Origin of the sequence: Bradyrhizobium sp. SMVTL-02 (assembly GCF_051853005.1) — a bacterium.
GTDB lineage: Bacteria > Pseudomonadota > Alphaproteobacteria > Rhizobiales > Xanthobacteraceae > Bradyrhizobium.
This window is the reverse complement of sequence record NZ_CP182469.1, coordinates 455,201-475,617: the sequence shown is the minus strand read 5'-3', so window position 1 is coordinate 475,617 and position 20,417 is coordinate 455,201. Positions and strand designations below refer to the sequence as shown.

The window sequence follows — 20,417 nt, the reverse complement described above, 5'->3', positions numbered from 1 at the left end:
CCCGTGCCCGCGATCTGAGTTACTGACGTTGCATTACGCAACTCAGCCACCTTACTCGTTCCGCGCGATCGCGGTCAGCTTCGTCATGTTCCGCAGCAATATCCGGCCGCGCTGGAGATCGAGGATGGCTTCCTTGCGCCAGGCCTGGAGCTGGCGGTTGACGCTCTCGCGGGCGGCGCCGACGAAGACGCCGAGCTGCTCCTGAGAGATGTGCACCTCCGAGCCGAAATCGGCGGCGAGCGCGCAGAGCCGCCGCGCCAGGCGCACCGGCAGCGGCTGCAGCATGGACTCTTCCATGCGCTCGCTCTGCCAGCGGATGCGCTGGCACAAGAGCGCGATGATCTTGATCGCGACCTTCGGCTCGCGCTCTAGGAAGCCGAGAAAGTCTTCGCGTCGCAGCACGAACAATTCGCTGGCTTCGCCTGCGGTCGCGTCCGCCGTACGGTCCTGCCCGTCCAGCACCGCGACCTCGCCGAACAGATCGCCGGGCCCCATGAAATTGAGCGTCAGCCGGCTGCCATCGGAGGCGCCGGTCTCGATGCGGACCTGGCCGCGGCGCACGCCGAACAGCGCATCCCCGGGATCGCCCTTCTGGAACAGCACCTCGCCATTCGCCAGATGCTGGGTGTGGCAGAGATTGGACAGCCGCTGGAGCTCGTCCGCGCCGAGATCGGCGAACATCGGGTTCATCTTCAGGATGACCGCAAATTCGGCCTGTTTGCTCATTTCAACGTCCTCGTGAATTTGCTTGTCATTTTCGCCGGCAAATCGCTTGGAACCATCGGCATCAGTTTTGCGTGAAACCGCGCCGGAGAAGTGTGTCATAAGTCACATAACTTTGCAGCACCCCCTGACAATTTTTGACCGCTTGGAGCGGCTTCCCGTCCGGGGATAAACTCACGTGCAAGGGACGGGTGAGCGGCCGGGTTCGGCGCCGTTCGTCCGTCGTTGGAAAGTCGACATGAGAGCAGTGAAATTCGCCGGCGCCGCGGTCGCCGCCATCATCATCGTGATCGCGCTTCTGCTCGTGGTCGGAATCCCCTCGGGCTTCCTGACCTCGACGATTGCCGCCCGCGTCGAGAACGCGACCGGCTATCGCCTCTCGATCGATGGCGCCACGAAAATCAGCCTGTGGCCGACGCTGAACGTCACGCTGAACGACCTCACGCTCCAGGACCCAAAGGATCGCAGCGGCATCACGCGTCTCACCGTCGACAGCGTGCAGGCCGACATGTCGCTCTCCAGCGTGTGGTCGGGCACCCCTGGGATCAGCGAGCTCGTCGTGACCCATCCCGTGCTCTACCAGCCGCTGCTGCGCGAGCGCCTGCCGAACGCCGGGGCCGCGACGAAGCCGATCGCGCTCGACACCGCCGGTGCGACCATCGACCGCGTCAAGATCATCGACGGCGAGGTCGCGTTTGCGCGCGTGCGCGAACGCGTCGAGAGCCGCATCAGCACCATCAACGCCAACGCCGTCGTCCGGCGCGACCGCAAGGTTGACATCACCGGCACCGCGCGCGTCGGCGATCACCCGACCAAGTTCGATATCAAGGCGGCGACGCCGACGCAGCCTGCCGAGCGGCCGACCGTTCCGGTGGATTTCGCCATCGACATGCCGGACGTGCTGAAGTCCCAGCTCGCCGGCCATGCCGAGATGCGGCTCAATGGCGATGTCGTGATGATCAACGGCGTGAGCGGCAGGCTCGGCGACGGCGCCTTCAACGGCTGGGCTTCGGTCGACATCGCGAGCAAGCCACTGGTCAAGGTCGATCTCGATTTCCAGCGCCTCGCGATCCCGCTGGCGAAAACGCCTGACGGCGGGTCGGGACAGCCATGGAGCAGTGCGCCGATCGACGTGTCCGGGCTCAATTACGTCGATGCCCAAATCAGGATCTCGGCGAACGAGGCCGTGATCGGCGATGCGCGCATCGCGCCGCTGGCGCTTGACGCAAAGCTCGCCGGCGGCGTGCTGAAGGCCGGCACCGCCAATCTCGGCGCCTATGGCGGCCAGGTCTCGGGCGAGGTGATCCTGGATGCGACCACCGGCGCGCCGAGCTTTGCCATGCATTCCGACATCGTCGGCGTGCGCGCGCTGCCGCTGCTGCAGGGGCTCGCCGAATTCGACCGGATCGACGGCAAGCTGCAGGCCAAGCTCGCCCTGCGCAGCGCCGGCACCAGCCAGCGCGCGCTGATGGCGAACATGCAGGGCACGGCCTTCGTCAATTTCGAGGACGGCGCCATCCGCGGCATCAATGTCGCGCAGATGATCCGCTCCCTGACGACGGGCACGTTGTCCGGCTGGCAGGATAACCAGAACGGCGGCCAGGAGCAGAGCACGGATCTGTCGCAGCTCTCGGCCTCCTTCCGCATCGACAAGGGCCAGGCGGTGACGACCGATCTCAATCTGATCGGGCCGCTGGTGCGCGTTACCGGCGCCGGCACCATTGCGCTCGACACCAAGATGATGGGCTTCCGCGTCGAGCCCAAGCTGGTGATGACGACCGAAGGCCAGGGCCGCACCTCCGACCCGGTCGGCTTCGGCATCCCCGTGATGATCCAGGGCAGCTGGTCGCAGCCGAAGATCTACCCCGACATGGCCGGCATGCTCGACAATCCGGACGCCGCCTATGCCAAGCTGCGCGAGATGGGCAAGGGCCTGTTCGGGCCAGACGGCGCCGGGCTCGGCAATATATTGGGAAGCCTGGGTCTCGGCAGCGCCACCGCGCCGGGCGACAATGCAACCGGCAATGCGAATCCGCAGGTCCAGCAACCGGGACAGAATAACCTGCTCGGCGGTCCTCTCGGCGAGGCGATCGGCAATCTGATCCAGAAGGGGCTCTCCAGTGGAGCAGGAACAGGCACTGGCACCGCAACGGGCACCGGCCGTAGCCGCGGCCTGCCGGCAACACCGCCCGAACCGGCGCCGCAGGCTTCGCCCGCGCCCCCCGCCCAAGCGGACCCGCCGGTGGCGCAGCAGGACAGCCAGCCGATGAACGACGTGCTGCGGCAGCTCTTCAATCGATGATGTTACGCCGAGCCCCCTACATCGGCTTCCCGTTTTGCTGGTTCCTCGGAACGGATGAGGCTGCGACAATTCACCACCCTTCGGCCCATCCCGGCGCCCACAACGGGTAACCACGCCGGCGGTCCACCCGTCCGCCGGCCCAAATTGTGGTAGAAGGGGCATCGGGCTGCGCGGCCCGTAGCGCCAGCGGCGACGGCGCGAGAGGATCCGGATGGCTGGGGCGAACGACAAGACAAGGTTTCTGCGCGAGGGCCTGTTCGCCAAATACGTCGTCTCCCTCGTCGGCCTCGTCGTGTTCGTGCTGGCCGTCAACGGCGCGATGGAGACCTGGATCTCCTATCGGGCCACCAAGACGCAGCTGACGGGCGGGCTTGAGGACAAGGCGCAGGCCGCGGCCCGGCGGATCGAACAGTCGATCTCCGAGCTCGAGCGCCAGATCAGCTGGGTGACGCGGGCGAGCCAGGACACGCTCGAGAAGCGCCGCGCCGATTACGCCCAGCTGCTGCACCAGGTCTCGGTCGTCAACCAGCTATTCCAGCTCAATGGCGACGGCCGCGAGGTGCTGCGCGTCTCGCGGCAGTCGACCACGACCGGCGGCAATGCCGATCTGTCCCGCGACATGCGCTTCACCGACACCGTCGCGCGCGGCGTCAGCTACGCGCCGGCCTGGTTCTCCGACCGGACGCCGTTCATGTCGATCTCGGTGGCGCATTCGGGCTTCAACGCCGGCGTCACGGTCGCCGAGATCGACCTCAGCTTTCTCTCCGACTTCCTGTCCGACGCCCAGGTCGGCAAAGCCGCCTTCGCCTATGTGATCGATCCGCGCGGCCGCGTACTGGCGACGTCCGCCAAGGGCCCCGATGTCGGCAAGGATTTGTCGAAGCTGCCGCAGGTGGCGGCCGCGATTTCGCCGGGCCGCGCGTCCGAGATGTCGGGCACCGACTTCAACGGGCATGCGGTGCTGACAGCTGGGAGCACCGTGCCGAAACTCGGCTGGAGCGTGATGTTCGAGCAGCCGACCACGCAGGCATTGACGCCGATCCGCGACCAGCTGGTGCGCGTCGCGCTTCTGATCGGCATGGGCCTGATGGTCGCGATCCTTGCCGGCACGCTGCTCGCCCGCCGCATGATCATCCCGATCACCGCATTGCGCGACGGCGCGCACAAGCTCGGCGAAGGCGACTTCAGCCACCGCATCGACGTGCACACCTCCGACGAGCTGGAAGACCTCGCGGGTCAGTTCAACCGCATGGCCACGCAACTCCAGGAAATCTATTCGAGCCTCGAGACCAAGGTCGAGGAGCGCACCCGCGATCTAGCGCAGTCGATCAACGAGCTCAAGGTGCTGGAAGAGGTCGGCCGCGCGCTCTCGTCCTCGCTGGATCTCAACGCCGTGCTGCCCACGATCGCGACCCGCGCGATCGAGATCACCCATGCCGATGCGGTGCTGATCTACGGCTATGACGCCGAGACGCGACGCTTCAACCTGGTCGAGGCAGGCGGCATCGACAGATCGGCCGAGGGCGCCCATGTCTCGATCGATGAAGGCGACAACATCCTGAGCGAGGCCGCCAATAGCGGCGAGCCGATCGCGATCGCCCATCTCGACCATGCGGCCGAGCAGCCGCTGCGCGACGCCGCGATCGCGGCCGGCTTCCACTCGGTGCTGGTGGTGCCGCTGGTCGACCAGCAGGGCACGCTCGGCTCGCTGGTGGTGCTGCGACGCCCCAGTGGCGAGTTCGCCGGCAGCCTCATCGGATTGATGCGCACCTTCGCCAACCAGGCGGTGCTGGCGATGCGCAATGCGCGGCTGTTCACCGAGGTCGATCACAAGAGCCACGCGCTGGAGGCGGCGCACGAGACCGTGCGCGCCCAGGCCGACAAGCTCAAGCAGCAGACCGAGCAGCTCAAGGACTGGAACAAGTCGCTGGAGGAGCGCGTCAAGACCCAGCTCGGCGAGATCGAGCGCATCCGCAAGCTCGAACGTTTCCTGGCGCCGCAGGTGGCGCAGCTGATCGCCTCCTCCGACAGTTCCGAGGGGCTGCTCACCAGCCAGCGCCGCGAGGTCACGGTCGTGTTCTGCGACCTGCGCGGCTTCACCGCCTTCACGGAAGCGACCGAGCCGGAAGAGGCGATGAACGTGCTGCGCGAATATCACGCCGCGCTCGGCAAGCTGATCTTCAAATACGAAGGCACGCTCGACAAATATGCCGGCGACGGCGTGATGATCCTGTTCAACGCGCCGATCCAGTTCGAAGACCACACCCAGCGCGCGGTGAAGATGGCGGTGGAGATGCGCGACACCATCGGCCCGCTGACCGAGCGCTGGCGCAACCGCGGGCATAGCCTGGGCTTTGGCATCGGCATCGCGCTTGGCTATGCGACGCTCGGCCAGGTCGGCTTCGAGCAGCGGCTGGAATATGCCGCGATCGGCAGCGTCACCAACCTCGCCTCCCGCCTCTGCAGCGAAGCCAAGCCCAACCAGATCGTGGTCAGCCGCCGCGTCTACGGCATGGTCGAGCCCTGGGTCGAGGCCCGCGCGCTCGACGATCTCCAGCTCAAGGGCTTCAATCACCCGGTGCTGGCGATGGAGATTTTGTCCTGGCGCGAGGAAGTCCAGAACGTGGTGGATGCTGCCGCGGCGGCGCGCCGGCGGGGATAGCCGAAACAAAAGCGCGAAAACAACCCCATGCAAAGTAGACGGGTGCTGTGGAATCAATGGCTTGCGCGGGCGCTGGCGTGATTTGACCCGTCGGGCAAAACACCGGCGGGTATCGTCTTCCACCTCCCCACGAACCACATCTCTCCGCGAAGAGATGCGCGGCGCGGCGAGCCGCGATAATTTCCGCCTGCACGACTGGAAAGGACCACGCCCGCAACCATCTCGGCGGCACCATGCGGCCGTGCCAGACGGCGCCGGAGATGAGCCGGTAGCGGCAACGCGCAGCTCGACTTCAACGACATGAAGTTCGACTGGGCGTGCGGGTGATCACGCCCCCCGCTTCGGCCCGATCGCCTCGAAGCGCGCCTTCTGCTCGTCGCTCAGATCGGCCTCGAAATCGTCGACCGCATCAGCGACGCCGTTCACGGCCTGCAGCATCGTCGCCAGCCGCGCCTTCACGGCCGCGAGGCGGGCCAGCGGTGTCGCGGCGACCTCTGCCGGGCAGGCGCTCAGTGTTTCCATGGTTCGCAGCGTGGTGTCCTGAAGCACCTCAAAGCGGGCGCGGGCGATCTCGTCGAGGCGGAGCGTGGACGCAATCTCGTCCGCGGGCCATTGCTGCTGCACGAGCTGCTCATACTGGCGCTGCGCCTTTTCATCGTAGCGGGGATCGTAGTCCGGCTGGCAAGCGGCCGCAGCCTGCGCGTCCTTGGGCTGGCGAGACGCCATCGCAGCGCGACGATCATTGGCGAGGGCGTTGAGCCTGGCTTTCTGGTCGTCGCTGAGGAGAGCTGCAAACTTCGCGAGCGGCGCTTCGATCGCATCCGTCGCCTTGATCATGGCCGCGATGCGCTCGCGCATCAGGCCGAGACGCTCCGACGCGGTCGCGGGCGCCTGCGCCGGACAGGCCGTGCGGATGGTGTCGCGCGCTGCATTCCAGGCGGCGGCGAGCTCGTCGAGCGCGACGCGCTGCAGCTCGTTGGGGGCCACAGTCGCAGCGATGCGATCGACGGGCAGGCCACCGGTGTCGCTGGCGTCGCAAATGCTCTCGAGCGAGGGGACCTTGCGTGCGCGCCTGCCTTGCGGCGCGGTGTAGGCGGCGAGCTCGGTGGCGGCATAGGGCGAGAAGAGCGCGGCATAGATGTCGCCATAGCCATAAAGCGAGAGGCTGGTGCTGTCGCCGAAGATGACTGCATTGGCGAGATCGTCATATGCGAACGGCCAGAACACCGGGCCGGCCCAGCCATAACTGCCGTCGGGGTGACGCCACCAGCCCTGCGGGCTGCGGCCACCGCGCCAGCCCGACAGCGCAGCTTGCGCCGTGAGTGCCGCACGCAGGATGTAGGGATTGGCGGGCTGGCGCCGCTCGGCGCCGCGCGGATCCTGCGAGCGCAACGCGGCAGAGCGGTAGCGGCCGCCCCGCACCGCCATGCGGGCATGGCGCAGGCGCGACAGACCGATCACGTGACCAACGGCGAAGCGCGCGACGCCGAGCGGACCGCCGCGCAATCCGAACTGGGCCTGCGCCGTATTCGGCAGCAGCACTGCCGCAATCAGGAGAGTCGCGCCGGCGAGCACCAGTCCCATGCGTCCCGACATGATCGCCGATCTGAGTGCTGACCTGGCCACGTCCTGGCCCTCCCTCCCGCACGAAGCACAATGCGCCTCATCCACAATGACGCGCGAGGGAACCAAATGTTCCGGAGTGGACAGGCGAAGCGTCGCCGGGAGCCGCGCTAACCCTGCCCGCTTGCGGCGAGAGGGAGAGGAGAGACCACGCTTACTGCGGCTTCTGCGGCAACACGAAGGTCTGGCCTGGGTAGATTAGGTTCGGATTGTGGATCTTGTCGCGGTTGGCCTTGAAGATCACTGCGTAGCGCGCACCGTCGCCATAAGCGAGCCGGCTGAGCGCCCAAAGGCTGTCGCCGCGGGAGATCACCCGGGTGCCGCCCGCTTCAGTCGGTACGGCGCTGAGGGCGTCGGCCGGCGAGGCCGATGCGACCGTAGGCGCCCGCGCCATGGCGCTTGGCTTTGCCGCACCCATCATCCTGGGCCGAACCGCGGGAGACGTTGACGCCAGGTGCGGTGCGGCCGACGGCAGCGACGCCACCACGTCCGATTTGTCGTCCACCTTGTCGGCCTGCTTCGCAACCGGCGCGGGGCGCGCGGGCGGCGGCGCGATTTCCGCGATCGTCACCGGCATGGTCCGGCTGGACTGCGTGACGGTGCCATCGGGCGCCCTGGCGCGCAGCGCCAGCTCGTAGCTGCCGGCGGGAAGCTGCGGCGGCGTCATGACGAACTGGCCCGACGCATCGGCCATGACCGAATGAAGCGGCTGGCCGTCGCGCAGCAGCTCGACCTTGGACCCCGGCGCGGCCTGGCCCGCGATCACCGCCGCTTCGCCATGATCGTCGACGCGGGCGACGTCGAAGCGGGGTCCGGCGTCGGTCGCGGCCGTTGACGGCTTGACCGGCGCGAGATCGGCGAGCGCGGCCGTGACCTGCTTCTGGGTTTCGGCCACGGGCTTCGACGGAGACGGCGCGGACTCTGCGGCGAGCTTCGGTTCTTCGGGTTTGGCCTCGAGCTTGGCCTCAGGCTTTGCGGCCACCATGGCCTTGGCCTCGGGCTTCGCGGCGACAGCGCTCTCGGTGCCCGATCCGCCCGGCAACAGCCGGCGCAGTTCGGCCGGACCGATCACAAGGACGGTGCCGACCAATGCGAGCAGGCAGAACGCAATGAGGGCCTTGGTTGCGGTCAACATCGGAGGTCGAATCCTTGCTGGCAAATCAGCCAATGACGGCAAATTGCGCCGATTTGGCTCCGGCAGCAAGTCGCTCAAAGGGATGATTGGCCAACGCTCCGGGCGCGGTGCGGATGAACCGGCACGGCCCTTTCCGCGTCCAATCAGCGAGGCCGCTCTGCGGCTATGTTTCGAGGGCTTTCCCGTGACCGCATTGTTTCGCCCCGCGCCATGGCTGGCGCTCGCCCTGATGCTCGCCGCCTCCCCCGCACTCGCGGCCTCCGGCCCGCCGCCGGGGTTCGTTCTCACGGACAATGCCGACCTCGCCTTCACCTCGCCCGACGGCGCCACCAGGCTCGAGCAGTAGTACATGAAGGACAGTGAAGACCTTTTCGGCGTCAAATGGCAGGCCTGGGCGCGGCGCGGCGATCAGATGACGGAGTTGAAGCCCGAGCAGGGCTTTGGCGCCGGCTTCCGCTTCACCAGTGACTCGCAATGGCTGGTACGCATGCAGAAGACCGGTTCGGGCTCGCAGGATCTTTTTCTCTACCACTTCGAGAACGGCGCCTTCGTGAACGCGACGAAGAGATCGCTCAGCGATCTCGCCTGGGCCTACTTTCACAGCCGGCCCGATACGAAGAACATGAAGCTCGACTATCACATCTCGGCCAATTTAATGAAGGGCACCGAAGATGCCTATCGCTGGCTCGGCGTCGACTGGCCCAACAACCGCTACCTCCTGATCTCGCTGTCGGGCGAGATGGACAAGCATCCGAAGAATGTCGCGGTGAAGGGATTGGCGGATTGGAAATGCCGTTATGACCTCAAGACCGGCAAGTTCGACGTCCCGGCGATGTTCGCCAAGGGCAATGCGGAAGCGCTGAACTGGGAGATCAAGCGGTAGAGCCGGCTTCGTCGGTAAACCGACTGTCCGCCATAGCTCGAAGAGCAAGCGCGGAAGCGTGCCCACCTCTTCAGCTTCTGCGGAAGGTGGGCACGTCGCGCGAAGAGCGCGCGCCCTTGCCCATCTACGGTCTCCACGGTCCCGGTATTCCGTGCGATGGAACCAACCCACTGATTCTATTCCAATTCATATTTCTCTAACCCTCAATGGTAACGCGGTCTTGTCGGTTTTGCTGCATCTTGCATCCCACGGGAGGGCTGGATGGGCACATCGATCCGATGGACCGCGCGGACGCGTGCGCTGCTGCGCCGCTGGCGCAGAGCGCCGTTGACATGGCTGATCGCCGGCGGCTTCGTGCTGATGGCCGCGACCGCCATTGGCACCGCGCTCACCGTCGACCGGTTTAGGCAGAACGCAATCGAGAGCGGCCGCGACGGCCTGGAAAGCGCGGTGCGGCTGCTCGCCCGTCACTTCGATCGGGAATTCGCGGATTTCGCGGTGCTGCAGAAAAGCATCATCGCGGAGCTCGAAAGCCACGGCATCGAGTCCGCCGGAATCTTCCGCAGCGAGATGGGCACGCTCGCCATGCACGAGGTGCTGCGCGCCAAGGCCAGCGGCTGGTCCGACGTCGCCGGCGCGAATTTGTTCGACGCCAACGGGCGGCTGATCAATTCGTCGCGGCAATGGCCGGTCGCCGACATTTCGGTTGCCGACCGCAGCTATTTCAATCGGCTCAAGAATGATCCCACCTTGCAGGAAGAGGTGGAAGTCGTGCCCGGACGGTTCGGCAGCGGACCGGCCATCGTATTCGCGCGGCGCGTCTCCGGCCCGCACGGCGAATTCCTCGGCATCGTCTCGCGCGCGATCACCCCCGAACAGCTCGAATCCTTCTTTGCCTCGACCGGGCTGGGCGAGGACTCCTCGATCGCGATGCATCACCAGAACGGCCAGCTCCTCGCACGCATTCCGCATGTGGAGGCGATGATCGGCCAGAATTTCCGGACCGGCGCGCCGGAGCAGATGGCGGTGTTCGAGCGCACCTTCGTCACGACGCAGCTCGCGAGCCCGATCGACGGCAAGGACCGCATCGTCGCCTCGCGCCTGCTGACCGGCGAGCCGCTGGTCGTGGTGGCGACGAGGTCGCTGGATGCGACACTCGCCACCTGGCGCACGCAGACGAAATTCTTCGTCACGGTTGGCGTGACGTCGATCGGCCTGCTCGTGCTGACGCTGTTCCTGATCTTCCGCCAGGTGACGGACAGGCTTTCGCTCGAGAAGCAGCGGCTCGACACCGCGATGAACACGATGACGCAGGGCCTCCTGATGTTCGACCAGGACGAGCGGCTGATCGTCTGCAACCGGCGCTACGTCGAGATGTATGGCCTGTCCCCCGGCGTGGTGAAGCCAGGCGCCTATTTCCGCGACGTGATCCAGCACCGCCACAACACCGGCTCATTCCACGGCGACGTCGACGCCTATTGTGACGACGTACTGGACAATGTCGGCCGTACCCAGAGCGCGATCGTCGAGACCACTGACGGCCGCCTGATCGAGATCAAGAACCAGCCCAGCGCCGCCGGCGGCTGGCTCGCCACACACGACGACGTCACCGAGCGCATCCGCGCCGCCGAACGCATCGCGCATTTGGCGCATTACGACGCGCTGACCGACCTGCCCAACCGCGTGCTGATGCGCGGCCATCTGGAGCGCCGCGTCGCGGAGCTTTCCCAGGGCAGGCCGTTCGCGATCCTCTATATCGACGTCGACGAATTCAAGGGCGTCAACGACTCGCTGGGACACGAGGTCGGCGACGAGCTGCTGCGCCAGGTCGCAAACCGCCTGCGCGCGTGCGTCAGCGGCAACGACCTCGTCGCGCGGCTAGGGGGCGACGAATTCGCCATCGTCAAGGCCGGCACCAGCGATCAGGACGAGCTGACGGCGCTGGCGGACACGATCCTGTCGTCGTTGCGTACGCCCGTGAGCTGCAAGGGCCAGGAAGTTTTGACCGACGCGAGCATCGGCATCGCGATCGCGCCGGAGCACGGCGACAATCTCGACGATCTGCTCAAGCGCGCCGATCTCGCGATGTACGCGGCGAAATCGGAAGGCCGCGGTACCTGCCGCATCTTCGTGCCCGAATACGACGCCAGGGCGCGGCGGCGGCGCCAGCTCGAGCTCGATCTGCGCCAGGCGCTCGCGCGCGGCGAGTTCGAGGTGCACTACCAGCCGCTGGTCGATCTCACCGCCAATGTCGTGACCGGCTGCGAGGCCCTTTTGCGCTGGCGCCATGCCGAGCGCGGCATGGTCTCGCCCGCCGATTTCATTCCGGTCGCGGAAGACACCGGACTGATCGGCGAGATCGGCGAATGGGTCCTGAGACAGGCCTGCCTTGAGGCTGCAAGCTGGCCGGGCAATATCCACGTCGCCGTCAACGTTTCGCCGGTGCAGTTCCGGTCGCGGTCACTGGCCTTGAAAGTGGCAGCCGCGCTCGCCGAGTCGGGCCTCGCGCCCGGACGGCTCGAGCTGGAGATCACCGAGACCGTGCTGATCCGTGACGACGAGGAGGCGTTGACGATCCTGCAGCAGCTGCGCGAGCTCGGCGTGCGCATCGCGCTCGACGATTTCGGCACCGGCTATTCGTCGCTGAGCTATCTGCACCGCTTCCCTTTCGACAAGATCAAGATCGACCGCAGCTTCATCAGCGACATCGGCGAGCCCGAGGATTCCTCGCCGATCGTGCAGGCCGTGGTGCACATGGCCGCAGCCCGCCGCATGGCGACGACCGCCGAAGGCGTCGAGACCGAGGCGCAGCGCGAAGTGCTGCGGCAGCTCGGATGCAGCCAGATGCAGGGCTGGCTGTTCAGCCCGGCCGTGCCGGCGGCGAAGCTGAAGCAGCTTCTCTCGGCGGAGGCGGCGGCGGCCTAGATCAGCAGGGTTGTTCGGGCAAGGCAAGGTTTCGAGAAATCCTGTAGCGCCCGAGACGATCGGCCAGCCCCAGCCGCGACATAGCACCGAGCAGCATGTGGCCTGGGAATGCCGACCCTGACAAAGGGGACATCCCCAGACTCAAAGTTAGCCGCGCAGGTTCAGACCATCACGCGGCTTGTATGAATCAACATCCTGCTTCAGTCCTCATCCTCGGCCTGCGCACGACGTCGTTCCACGACATCGCTCATGTCGTGAAGGACGAGGACCGCGAGGGCCCCCATGCGCTGCCTCTGTTCGGGATTGAGGGTCTTGTAGAGTGGCTGCCATGCCTCGGCGAGTTTATCCAAATCGGCTGATCGTTGAGCCAATGCCTCCGAGCGTCGTTGCAGGAAGGCGATGGGGTCACGATTGCGTATCGTTTCGACGGCATTTTGGTCGGCCCGTCGACCCACGGTTTCCGAGATTTTCGCAACACGGGCCTTCCGATCCTCCGCTCTGGCACGAATGGCGCTCTCGACAGGCGGCCAGAGCTTTTCCTGGTCAGGTGTCAGCTGCAACGCGGCCTTGGTCAAATCGATCCGCATGTCGATCAATGTATTCCGGTCCACTGCGTTGAGCCGTTCCGGCGTCGAAGGGGACGGAGCTTGCGCGCTGGCAATCGACGGTGCGGCAAGAAGGAGTGCAGCTGTTCCGATCACGACTATCTTCATCATCGGCGACCTCCTAGGTGAGTAGCCCCCAGGCACCAGCGCTAAGAATGGTCGGCAGGGCGATGTCACATTGATTCAAATCAAGGGACCTGGAGAAGAAATTGTGTCCCGCAGGCCGAGCAAGACGAAGCTGACGCAACTGCCGTGGAAGCAGGCGGTGGCGGCGTGAGGCCAATCTCTCCACCTGCAATTGCGCGGCGATCGGCCCTTTCCGGAAAATAGGATCAAACCCTGCGGATCGTAGTTATCGTTCCGCTGAACCGGCCGGAACCTCGGCCGGCGAGCGTCAGCCGGCATCACGTCACACGCATCGCAGGCGACTGGCGCCTGCGTTGTTGCGCGCATGCGCGGATCGAGCGAGGCGAGATGGTGAGCGTGACCTTCAGGATGATTCCTCTGCTGGCGGCGATCGCCATGATCGGCCTGTCGGCGGAGGCCCGCGACGACGGCCGCTACGCGAATTCTCCGCTCAAGGGCTGGTTCGAAAGCCTGAAGAGCAAGGCTGGAGGTCCGTGCTGCGCCGACGCCGACGGCACCGCGCTGGATGACGTCGACTGGGACACGCTGGACGGACACTACCGCGTGCGTCTTCTCGGCCAGTGGGTCACCGTGCCTGATGATGCCGTGATCAACGAGCCGAACCGCGCGGGCCGCCCCTTCGTCTGGCCCTACTACGTCAACGGCCGCGCCATGATCCGCTGCTTCATCCCGGGCAGCATGACGTGAGACCCGGACGCGCATGCCGCGGCCGTTCGTGGCGCACATGGTGCACCGACGATTGCGGTGAGGTGACCTAACCCACCCTACGGACCTGTTGACTACGCCGCCCTGAGGTCGCCGACGAAGCGGTCGACGTCGCGCTTGAGATCGTCCGACAGGCGCGCCAGCATTTTTGCGGAATCCAGCACCTCGCCGGCGGCAGCGCCCGTCTGGCCGGCGGCCTGCGAGACGCCGGAGATGTGGCGCGAGACCTCGCTCGTGCCTTGCGAGGCCTGCTGCACGTTGCGTGCGATCTCGCGCGTCGCGGCGCCCTGCTGTTCGACAGCGGCGGCGATCGCGGCCGCAATCTCGTTGACCCGCTGGATGGTGGAGCCGATCGACCGTATCGCGGTCACCGAGGATTGGGTCGCGCCCTGGATCGCGGCAACCTGGCCGGTGATCTCCTCGGTCGCCTTCGCGGTCTGCGTGGCGAGGTTCTTCACTTCGGATGCGACCACCGCAAAGCCGCGGCCGGCTTCGCCGGCGCGGGCGGCCTCGATGGTGGCATTGAGCGCGAGCAGGTTGGTCTGCTCGGCAATGCCCGTGATCAGCGCGACGACGTCGCCGATGCGCTGCGCGGCATCGGCCAGCGCCTGCACCTCGGCATTGGTGCGGTCGGCTTCGGCCGAAGCGGCACCGGCAATGCTGGAGGATTCGGCGACCTGACGGCTGATCTCGCTGATCGAGGCCGAGAGCTCCTCAGTGGCGGCGGCCACCGTCTGAACGTTCGAGGAAGCATCGCCCGAGAGGCTTGCGACCGAAGCGGCCTTGGACGAACCCTGCTCGGCGGTCGACGACATCGACTGCGCGGTGGCGTTCAACTCGCCCGAGGCCGAGGCGAGCGTGCGCAGCGATTCCGTCACGGTCTTCTCGAACTGTTCGATCAGGCGTTCGACGGCGAGCTGTCGCCGCTCCTTCTTTGCCTGCTCGGCGGCCTGTTCCTCGGCGAGACGGTCACCGGTGATCATGTTGTCCCTGAACACGGCCACCGCGCGCGACATCTCTCCGATCTCGTCGCCGCGCTCGATGCCGGCGAGCTCGATCGCATAATCGCGCTCGGCGAGGCGCCGCATGGCCTGCGTCATCTTGCGGATCGGCGTGCTGACGCGGCGATTGACGAGGATGAAGCCGAACACCGTGACGGCGAGCGCAACCAGCATCATGCCGCCATTGAGCGCCAGGCTCCATCTCGCTGACGTCATCTGCTGCCCGGCACGGGCGACCATCTCGGCGAGCGCGGCCTGGCCAGCCTCGACGGTGGAATTGAGGAGGGCCGTGTTGAGCTTCGACAGATCCTCGATCTTGATGTCGATGGTCTGGTTGTTGCTCAGGGCCTTGATGAAGCCCTGCTGGCGCTCGGCCATGGAAGCGGCGTCGGCCTGCCTCGAGCGCGCGATGACGTCGGTGAGGCTTGCCGGCGCATCGGCGCGCGCGGCTGCGTCGAGCACCTGGCTCCAGGCCTGCTTGGCGCGGCCGGTGTCCTCGGCGGCGCCGACCATGTCGGCGGCACTCCAGGGTTTGCCGCTCGCGGCCGCAGTTTCCAGGCGGATGGCGACGAGGCCGCCGAAATTGCGCGCGGCCCAGGCCGACTGCTTCACGGCGAGCAGATGATCGACCACGGGATCGGTGAGCTTGAGTGCGTTCTCGATCTCGCTTGTCAGGGCCAGGATCGCGTCGAGATAGTCCTGCGCGGCCTTGCGGAATTCGTCGCCGACCTTCGGATCACGCTCCGCCTTGGCCTGGTGAATGGCGGCTTCCGCCTTGGGCCGCAGCGGCACGAGCGCGTCATGGATCGCGACGAGCTTGCCGAGCGCACCGGCGAGGCGCGGATCGGCTACGCCATCGAGACGCTCGAGCACGCTTTTGTAGGCGGCTTCGGACAACTGCCGGTTGGTGGCGATGCGGTTATCGGCGTTGGCGTTGGCCGGCGCGTCCGCGACCAGCGCCGACAGGAAGGTGCCGCGCTCGAGCCGGAAGCCGAGCAGGGTCGCAAACAGCTGCTGGTCGGTGCTGGCGAAACGCTCGACCTTCTGCGCGGCGCCGTTGCGTTCAACGGCCCCCAACAAACCGGCTGCGAGCTGCCCGACCAGGAACAGGCCGAGGACGCCGATGATGGCGCCGAGAACGGAACGAATGGAGGGATTGCCGAACAATGCCATTGGGAGCGCCGGTTTCTTCTCAAAAAGATGAAGAAAAATACCGGGCGCTCCCTAAGATTCCGTTCACCAAATGCGCTCCCGCCGGCCGCCTACGGGAATGCCTGCCAATACCGAGCCGAGCTACGGAGATGAAAGCCTGAAGCCGGACCGGCTCATTTCACCTGCTTGGCCGCCTGGATCTCGACGAACTCGGCGTCGGGATGCGTGACGATCGTCGTGAACATGATGCCGCTGATGATGATCGACCAGGCGGTGTCCCAATAAATCCAAAACACGTTCCACCCTCCGTATTGGCGTCCTCCGCCTGCGGGATCACGGTAACGGCAAGATGAGGCTGCCGTTCCTGACGCGGGCGAGGCGCTATTTTGATTTGGTCGGCGGGGAGCGGCGGTCGGTTTCACCGGTGTGGCGCTTTGCCACGACATCCTCATCGCGCGGCCCTTCATGCGGGCGTGGCGGCAGCTTCGGCTGGCCGGCCTGACCGCCATGCTTGCCGCCCATGTCGGGCTTGCCTTCGAGATCGTTTTCGCGGGGCATGCCCGTTAATGCCTGTGCGCGGCATTGGTTCGCTTGCGCCCGCACTGTTCTCGCCTGTGAACGAGTTCATAGAAGCGGCGTCCGTTGCAGTGCACGATGTCGCTGCGTGCGTCGCCGCATGCATTTGACGGACGGGATTTGGGCTGATGCAGAAACGACTGGTCGCCTGGACGCTTCTGACCTGCACCCTGCTCGCGGTCGCGGTGTGGACCGTGCTCGGGCCGCCTGACCGCCCGGCCGGCCCGCATCTGCGCTCCCGCGATTTGACGGCGGCGGTGCGATAGCCGCACCGGTGCGACCGATACAATTCCGGTATCGATCAATCTCAATTGGAATTTGGTGCGGCAACGGGCTGCCCGCTATCCTCTCCGGCAAAACGGCAACACTTGGTGCCGAGGAGAACGCCCATGTCGAGTTCGACACGCTGCATCGCAGCCAGAACACCTCGCGCTGCGATCGCCACCACGCTCACCTTTCTTGCCCTCACTTTGGGAGCCCGTGCCGGCATGGCCGAGACTTTTGCCTATGTCGGCAATGCCGACAGCAACGATATCAGCGTGTTCAAGCTGGCCGAGAACGGCGAGATGACACCCGTGCAGACCGCCGCCTTCACCGGCGTGGAGAAACCGGGCTCCTCGACGCCGCTCGCGATCACGCCCGACCACCGCGTGCTGATTGCGGGCGTCCGCTCGCAGCCATTCCAGGCGGTGAGCTTTTCGATCGACCAAAAGACGGGCCAGCTCAGCCATGTCGGCAACGGACCGCTCGCCGACAGCATGGCGAACATCGCCACCGACCGCGGCGGCAAGGTGCTGTTCAGCGCCTCCTATGGCGGCAGCAAGGTCGCCGTGAATCCGCTCGGAGCGAACGGCGTCGTGGCCGCGCCGACGCAGGTGATCCCGACCGGGCTGAACGCGCACGCCTTCCTGCCGTCACCCGACAACCGCTTCGTGTTCGCGACCAATCTCGGCTCGGACCAGGTGCTGAGCTTTACGTTCGAGCCCACCACCGGTGCGCTCACGCCGAGCGATCCGCCGGCTTACAAGCTGCCGGAAAAATCGGGGCCACGGCACTTCGTGTTCCACCCCAATGGCAAGTTCGTGTATCTCCTGCACGAACTGAACGGCGATGTCGCCGCGTTCACCTATGAGGCCAGGAGCGGCGCGTGGGACGAGATCCAGCGCACCACGGCGCTGCCTGAAGGGTTCACCGGAAAACCCTGGGCCGCCGACATCCACATCACGCCTGACGGGCGCTTCCTCTACGCCTCCGAGCGCACCACCAACACGATCGCCGCTTACAAGGTCGATGCGTCTAGCGGGAAGCTGACCACGATCGGCAGCGTACTGACCGAGAAGCAGCCGCGCGGCTTCAACATCGATCCCGGCGGACGCTACCTTGCCGCGGTCGGCGAACTCTCCGACGGCATGACCGTCTATGCGATCGACCAGGGCAGCGGCGCGCTCGCCAGGCTGAAATCCTACCCCACCGGCAAGAAGCCGAACTGGGTGGAGTTTTTGGGCCTGCCGTGAGGGCCGCGACGGACCTACGTAATCATCCGCAATTTCGCAGGACCCGGCGTTGCCATCATATGGCGGTCATGGACCGCCATATCCTCTTCAAATGCCCGCAGACCGGCATGAACGTGCAGCATCGGCTCGAGGACGGGCCAGGCGACCGCACGCACGTCTCCGTGGCGTGCCCGGCCTGCACGCGACTGCACCTGATCGACACTTCCACGGGCAGATTGCTCGGCGATCGCCGGAGCTGAGCTGTCCCCTTTGGCACCCTTGGGGGCCGGCTTGGCCGGGAGCGAACCTGTTTCCCAATCCAGCGACTAATCAAGGACTTGCCGCGCCAGCCCGGGCGGCGTGGCACCCCGCTCCGAGACAACGCTGCCGTAGTCCGGGCTCCCGCCATCTGCTATCGGTTGGAGGCATCGCCCCCGTGGAATTTCCAATGCGCCGTCTGCCCCGTTCCGTCGTTCGAAGCCTGTTTCCCGCCATCGCCGGAGTGTTCGTCCTCGGCGTGCAAGGCGCGCCTGCCGCCGACGACGATGCGCCCAAGGGGCCGGCGGTCACGGTGCTCAAGGTCGCAAAATCCTGCTTCTCCGACATCGTCGAGGCCACCGGCACCATCGTCGCGCGCGAGGAAAGCTCGGTGCGGCCCGAACGTCCGGGCCTGAAGGTGACGGAGGTGCTGGCGGAAGCCGGCGATACCACCACGGCCGGTCAGGTGCTGGCGCGCCTCGCGCTGCCCGAAGGTGGCACGCTTCAGGTCACCGCGCCCGTGGCCGGTGTGATCGCCACCTCCACCGCCCAGATCGGCAATTTCGCCTCGGCCAGGGGCGAGGCGCTGTTCACCATCGTGGCGCGCAGCGAATACGATCTCGTCGGCCTGGTCGCGACCACCGACGTGCGCAAGCTCGCCGTCAATCAGCCGGCGAGCGTGCGTATCGCCGGCGCCGGCGACCTCGAAGGCAAGGTGCGCCGCATCGGGCCGACCGTCGAGCCGAACATCCAGCAGGGCATGGTCTATATCGGCATCTCCTCGCAGAAGCGGCTGCTGCTGAACGCGAGCGGGCGCGCGCTGATCAAGACCGGCCAGAGCTGCAACGTCGCGGTGCCGCTCACCGCCGTGCAATATTCGTCCGCCGGAACCGTGGTGCAGGTGATCCGCCGCAACCGCGTCGAGACCAAGCGCGTCGAGATCGGGTTGATGTCGGGCGGCAATATCGAGGTCCGCGACGGCCTCAACGAAGGCGACGTCGTCGTCGCCCGCGCCGGCGCGCTACTGCGCGAAGGCGACCCCGTGCGCCCGGCGATGGCGAGCGCGGAAGCGGCGAAGTAGCAGCCACGATCGTCATTGCGAGCGCAGCGAAGCAATCCAGAGTCTGTCCGGGGAGGAATCCTGGATTGCTTCGTCGCAAGAGCTCCTCGCAATGAGGGTGGAGAGGCAGCTGCGATTGCCGAAAGAAAAACTAGCCGCCGGCTTCGCCGAACTGCACGTCCTCGAGCAGCGAGGACGACACGGTCGGGACCTGGCCGCCTTCGGAGGCGCGGGAGATGGCGACGCGGGTCTTGTTGAAGACGGCTTCGGCGCTGCCGCTCTGCGCATTGAGATTGCCGAGCAGCTCGCCGACCAGCACGCTGTGCTCGCCGTTGGCGTCGTCGACGACCTTGCCGGGCGAGGCCGAGGACAGGATCAGCGCATTTTCGGGCGCGCTGATCGGCGCGAGGCCGTGGCTGTAGGAACGGAAGCGGCGCTCATAGGGGTTACGGCGGGAGGCGTCGACGACGACGAGCTTGGCCTTGGCGCCCTGCTCCTTCATCATCTCGAGCACGCCCTCGATGGAGACGCCGTGGCGGCGGACGTCGCTTTCCTTCCAGATCACGGCATCGACCGGCAGCATGTAGCTCTCGCGCCCCGCCTGCACGCCGAAGCCGCCGAAGAACAGCATGACGACGGTGTCGCGCTTGATCCGGGACTTCAGGCGATTGACGGCGCGCACCATGTCGTCCCTGGTCGCGTCTTCCACCATGTCGACGTCAAAGCCGTTCTTGCGCAGCGACGAGGACAGCGCACGGGCGTCGTTGATCGACTGCGTCAGCGGCGCGCTGGCGTCGGGATAATGTCCATTGCCGATGACGAGGGCGAGACGCGAGGTCTGGCCGACCGAGCCGGTGATCTGGTCGGTCGTAACGGCCTTGGCGGCATCGAGCGCCCGCATGTTGAGGGCAGCATGGGCGCCGATCACCAGCGAGACCGTGCCGATGAGGGCTGCGGCCGCCGCGATGGTGCGTCGGGAAATGTCGAGCTGCCTTACATTCATCTCGGTTCATTCCTGTCAGTGCCAAAGACCGGCCAAGCGCGCGCACACTGGTTTGAGTAGCGCGATGGCGTCTTTGGGTTTGAGGGATCGGCCAGGGGAGCGCCCCCGAATTGCGCGCAATTTGCGGCGCCGCACCAAACAAACCCTTAACCGGATATCGCCCT

15 protein-coding genes and 1 pseudogene are annotated in these 20,417 nt (G+C 66.1%); 8 read left to right on the top strand and 8 right to left on the bottom strand.

All coding sequences use genetic code 11. From position 1 onward, the window contains the following. Positions 1-51: 51 nt before the first annotated feature. The gene (locus tag ACNJYB_RS02245; protein WP_439372501.1) at positions 52-726 is read right to left on the bottom strand and encodes a Crp/Fnr family transcriptional regulator; all 675 of its coding nucleotides are present in this window, start codon (positions 724-726) and stop codon (positions 52-54) included. A gap of 235 nt (positions 727-961) precedes the next feature. Here ACNJYB_RS02245 and ACNJYB_RS02240 point away from each other — a divergent pair, with 235 nt between their 5' ends. Both ACNJYB_RS02240 and ACNJYB_RS02235 read left to right on the top strand, forming a co-directional pair. Continuing rightward, on the top strand, positions 962-3,025 hold the full coding sequence (locus ACNJYB_RS02240; RefSeq protein WP_439372500.1) for an AsmA family protein: 2,064 nt from the start codon (positions 962-964) through the stop codon (positions 3,023-3,025). A gap of 211 nt (positions 3,026-3,236) precedes the next feature. Further along, positions 3,237-5,687: an adenylate/guanylate cyclase domain-containing protein gene (locus ACNJYB_RS02235; RefSeq protein WP_439372499.1), complete on the top strand. Its 2,451-nt coding sequence runs from the start codon at positions 3,237-3,239 to the stop codon at positions 5,685-5,687. A 327-nt stretch (positions 5,688-6,014) separates the two neighbouring features. Here the strand turns inward: ACNJYB_RS02235 and ACNJYB_RS02230 are convergent, their stop codons facing one another. Then, the gene (locus tag ACNJYB_RS02230) at positions 6,015-7,283 is read right to left on the bottom strand and encodes a Spy/CpxP family protein refolding chaperone (RefSeq protein WP_439375777.1); all 1,269 of its coding nucleotides are present in this window, start codon (positions 7,281-7,283) and stop codon (positions 6,015-6,017) included. 181 nt (positions 7,284-7,464) lie between these two features. After that, positions 7,465-8,445, bottom strand: coding sequence for a LysM peptidoglycan-binding domain-containing protein (locus tag ACNJYB_RS02225; protein WP_439372498.1), 981 nt, complete (start codon positions 8,443-8,445; stop codon positions 7,465-7,467). 184 nt (positions 8,446-8,629) lie between these two features. On the opposite strand from ACNJYB_RS02225, the pseudogene ACNJYB_RS02220 reads away from it, so the two are divergent. Then, positions 8,630-9,328, top strand: a pseudogene (locus ACNJYB_RS02220) (hypothetical protein). A 261-nt stretch (positions 9,329-9,589) separates the two neighbouring features. Further along, a complete protein-coding gene (locus ACNJYB_RS02215; RefSeq protein ID WP_439372497.1) occupies positions 9,590-12,253 on the top strand; it encodes a bifunctional diguanylate cyclase/phosphodiesterase in 2,664 nt (887 codons plus the stop codon). Between the two features lie 200 nt (positions 12,254-12,453). On the opposite strand, the gene ACNJYB_RS02210 is transcribed toward ACNJYB_RS02215, so the two are convergent. Then, positions 12,454-12,969, bottom strand: coding sequence for a Spy/CpxP family protein refolding chaperone (locus tag ACNJYB_RS02210; RefSeq protein ID WP_439372496.1), 516 nt, complete (start codon positions 12,967-12,969; stop codon positions 12,454-12,456). Positions 12,970-13,332: 363 nt separating this feature from the next. Between ACNJYB_RS02210 and ACNJYB_RS02205 the strand changes: the two genes are divergently transcribed. Then, positions 13,333-13,692, top strand: a complete 360-nt coding sequence (locus tag ACNJYB_RS02205) for a hypothetical protein (RefSeq protein ID WP_439372495.1) — start codon at positions 13,333-13,335, stop codon at positions 13,690-13,692. A gap of 92 nt (positions 13,693-13,784) precedes the next feature. On the opposite strand, the gene ACNJYB_RS02200 is transcribed toward ACNJYB_RS02205, so the two are convergent. The 3 genes from ACNJYB_RS02200 to ACNJYB_RS02190 form a co-directional block, all read right to left on the bottom strand. Further along, positions 13,785-15,884 (bottom strand): methyl-accepting chemotaxis protein, encoded by a 2,100-nt coding sequence (locus ACNJYB_RS02200; protein WP_439372494.1) that lies wholly within the window; start codon positions 15,882-15,884, stop codon positions 13,785-13,787. 152 nt (positions 15,885-16,036) lie between these two features. Then, positions 16,037-16,159, bottom strand: a complete 123-nt coding sequence (locus ACNJYB_RS02195) for a hypothetical protein (RefSeq protein WP_271580850.1) — start codon at positions 16,157-16,159, stop codon at positions 16,037-16,039. Positions 16,160-16,244: 85 nt separating this feature from the next. Further along, a complete protein-coding gene (locus ACNJYB_RS02190) occupies positions 16,245-16,421 on the bottom strand; it encodes a hypothetical protein (protein ID WP_439372493.1) in 177 nt (58 codons plus the stop codon). Positions 16,422-16,567: 146 nt separating this feature from the next. Here ACNJYB_RS02190 and ACNJYB_RS02185 point away from each other — a divergent pair, with 146 nt between their 5' ends. The 3 genes from ACNJYB_RS02185 to ACNJYB_RS02175 all read left to right on the top strand — a co-directional run bounded on the left by ACNJYB_RS02185 (position 16,568) and on the right by ACNJYB_RS02175 (position 19,271). Continuing rightward, on the top strand, positions 16,568-16,705 hold the full coding sequence (locus ACNJYB_RS02185; RefSeq protein ID WP_439372492.1) for a hypothetical protein: 138 nt from the start codon (positions 16,568-16,570) through the stop codon (positions 16,703-16,705). Positions 16,706-16,828: 123 nt separating this feature from the next. After that, positions 16,829-17,953: a lactonase family protein gene (locus ACNJYB_RS02180; RefSeq protein ID WP_439372491.1), complete on the top strand. Its 1,125-nt coding sequence runs from the start codon at positions 16,829-16,831 to the stop codon at positions 17,951-17,953. Between the two features lie 427 nt (positions 17,954-18,380). Continuing rightward, on the top strand, positions 18,381-19,271 hold the full coding sequence (locus tag ACNJYB_RS02175; protein ID WP_439372490.1) for an efflux RND transporter periplasmic adaptor subunit: 891 nt from the start codon (positions 18,381-18,383) through the stop codon (positions 19,269-19,271). Positions 19,272-19,401: 130 nt separating this feature from the next. Here the strand turns inward: ACNJYB_RS02175 and ACNJYB_RS02170 are convergent, their stop codons facing one another. Then, positions 19,402-20,253, bottom strand: coding sequence for a caspase family protein (locus ACNJYB_RS02170; protein ID WP_439372489.1), 852 nt, complete (start codon positions 20,251-20,253; stop codon positions 19,402-19,404). Positions 20,254-20,417 lie beyond the last annotated feature (164 nt).

Excerpts from the sequence above, each read along its gene's own strand:
- ACNJYB_RS02245 (WP_439372501.1), bottom strand. The coding sequence starts at position 726 with ATGAGCAAACAGGCCGAATTTGCGGTCATCCTGAAGATGAACCCGATG.
- ACNJYB_RS02240 (WP_439372500.1), top strand. The coding sequence starts at position 962 with ATGAGAGCAGTGAAATTCGCCGGCGCCGCGGTCGCCGCCATCATCATC.
- ACNJYB_RS02235 (WP_439372499.1), top strand. The coding sequence starts at position 3,237 with ATGGCTGGGGCGAACGACAAGACAAGGTTTCTGCGCGAGGGCCTGTTC.
- ACNJYB_RS02230 (WP_439375777.1), bottom strand. The coding sequence starts at position 7,283 with ATGTCGGGACGCATGGGACTGGTGCTCGCCGGCGCGACTCTCCTGATT.
- ACNJYB_RS02225 (WP_439372498.1), bottom strand. The coding sequence starts at position 8,445 with ATGTTGACCGCAACCAAGGCCCTCATTGCGTTCTGCCTGCTCGCATTG.
- ACNJYB_RS02215 (WP_439372497.1), top strand. The coding sequence starts at position 9,590 with ATGGGCACATCGATCCGATGGACCGCGCGGACGCGTGCGCTGCTGCGC.
- ACNJYB_RS02210 (WP_439372496.1), bottom strand. The coding sequence starts at position 12,969 with ATGATGAAGATAGTCGTGATCGGAACAGCTGCACTCCTTCTTGCCGCA.
- ACNJYB_RS02205 (WP_439372495.1), top strand. The coding sequence starts at position 13,333 with ATGGTGAGCGTGACCTTCAGGATGATTCCTCTGCTGGCGGCGATCGCC.
- ACNJYB_RS02200 (WP_439372494.1), bottom strand. The coding sequence starts at position 15,884 with ATGGCATTGTTCGGCAATCCCTCCATTCGTTCCGTTCTCGGCGCCATC.
- ACNJYB_RS02190 (WP_439372493.1), bottom strand. The coding sequence starts at position 16,421 with ATGCCCCGCGAAAACGATCTCGAAGGCAAGCCCGACATGGGCGGCAAG.
- ACNJYB_RS02185 (WP_439372492.1), top strand. The coding sequence starts at position 16,568 with ATGCAGAAACGACTGGTCGCCTGGACGCTTCTGACCTGCACCCTGCTC.
- ACNJYB_RS02180 (WP_439372491.1), top strand. The coding sequence starts at position 16,829 with ATGTCGAGTTCGACACGCTGCATCGCAGCCAGAACACCTCGCGCTGCG.
- ACNJYB_RS02175 (WP_439372490.1), top strand. The coding sequence starts at position 18,381 with ATGCGCCGTCTGCCCCGTTCCGTCGTTCGAAGCCTGTTTCCCGCCATC.
- ACNJYB_RS02170 (WP_439372489.1), bottom strand. The coding sequence starts at position 20,253 with ATGAATGTAAGGCAGCTCGACATTTCCCGACGCACCATCGCGGCGGCC.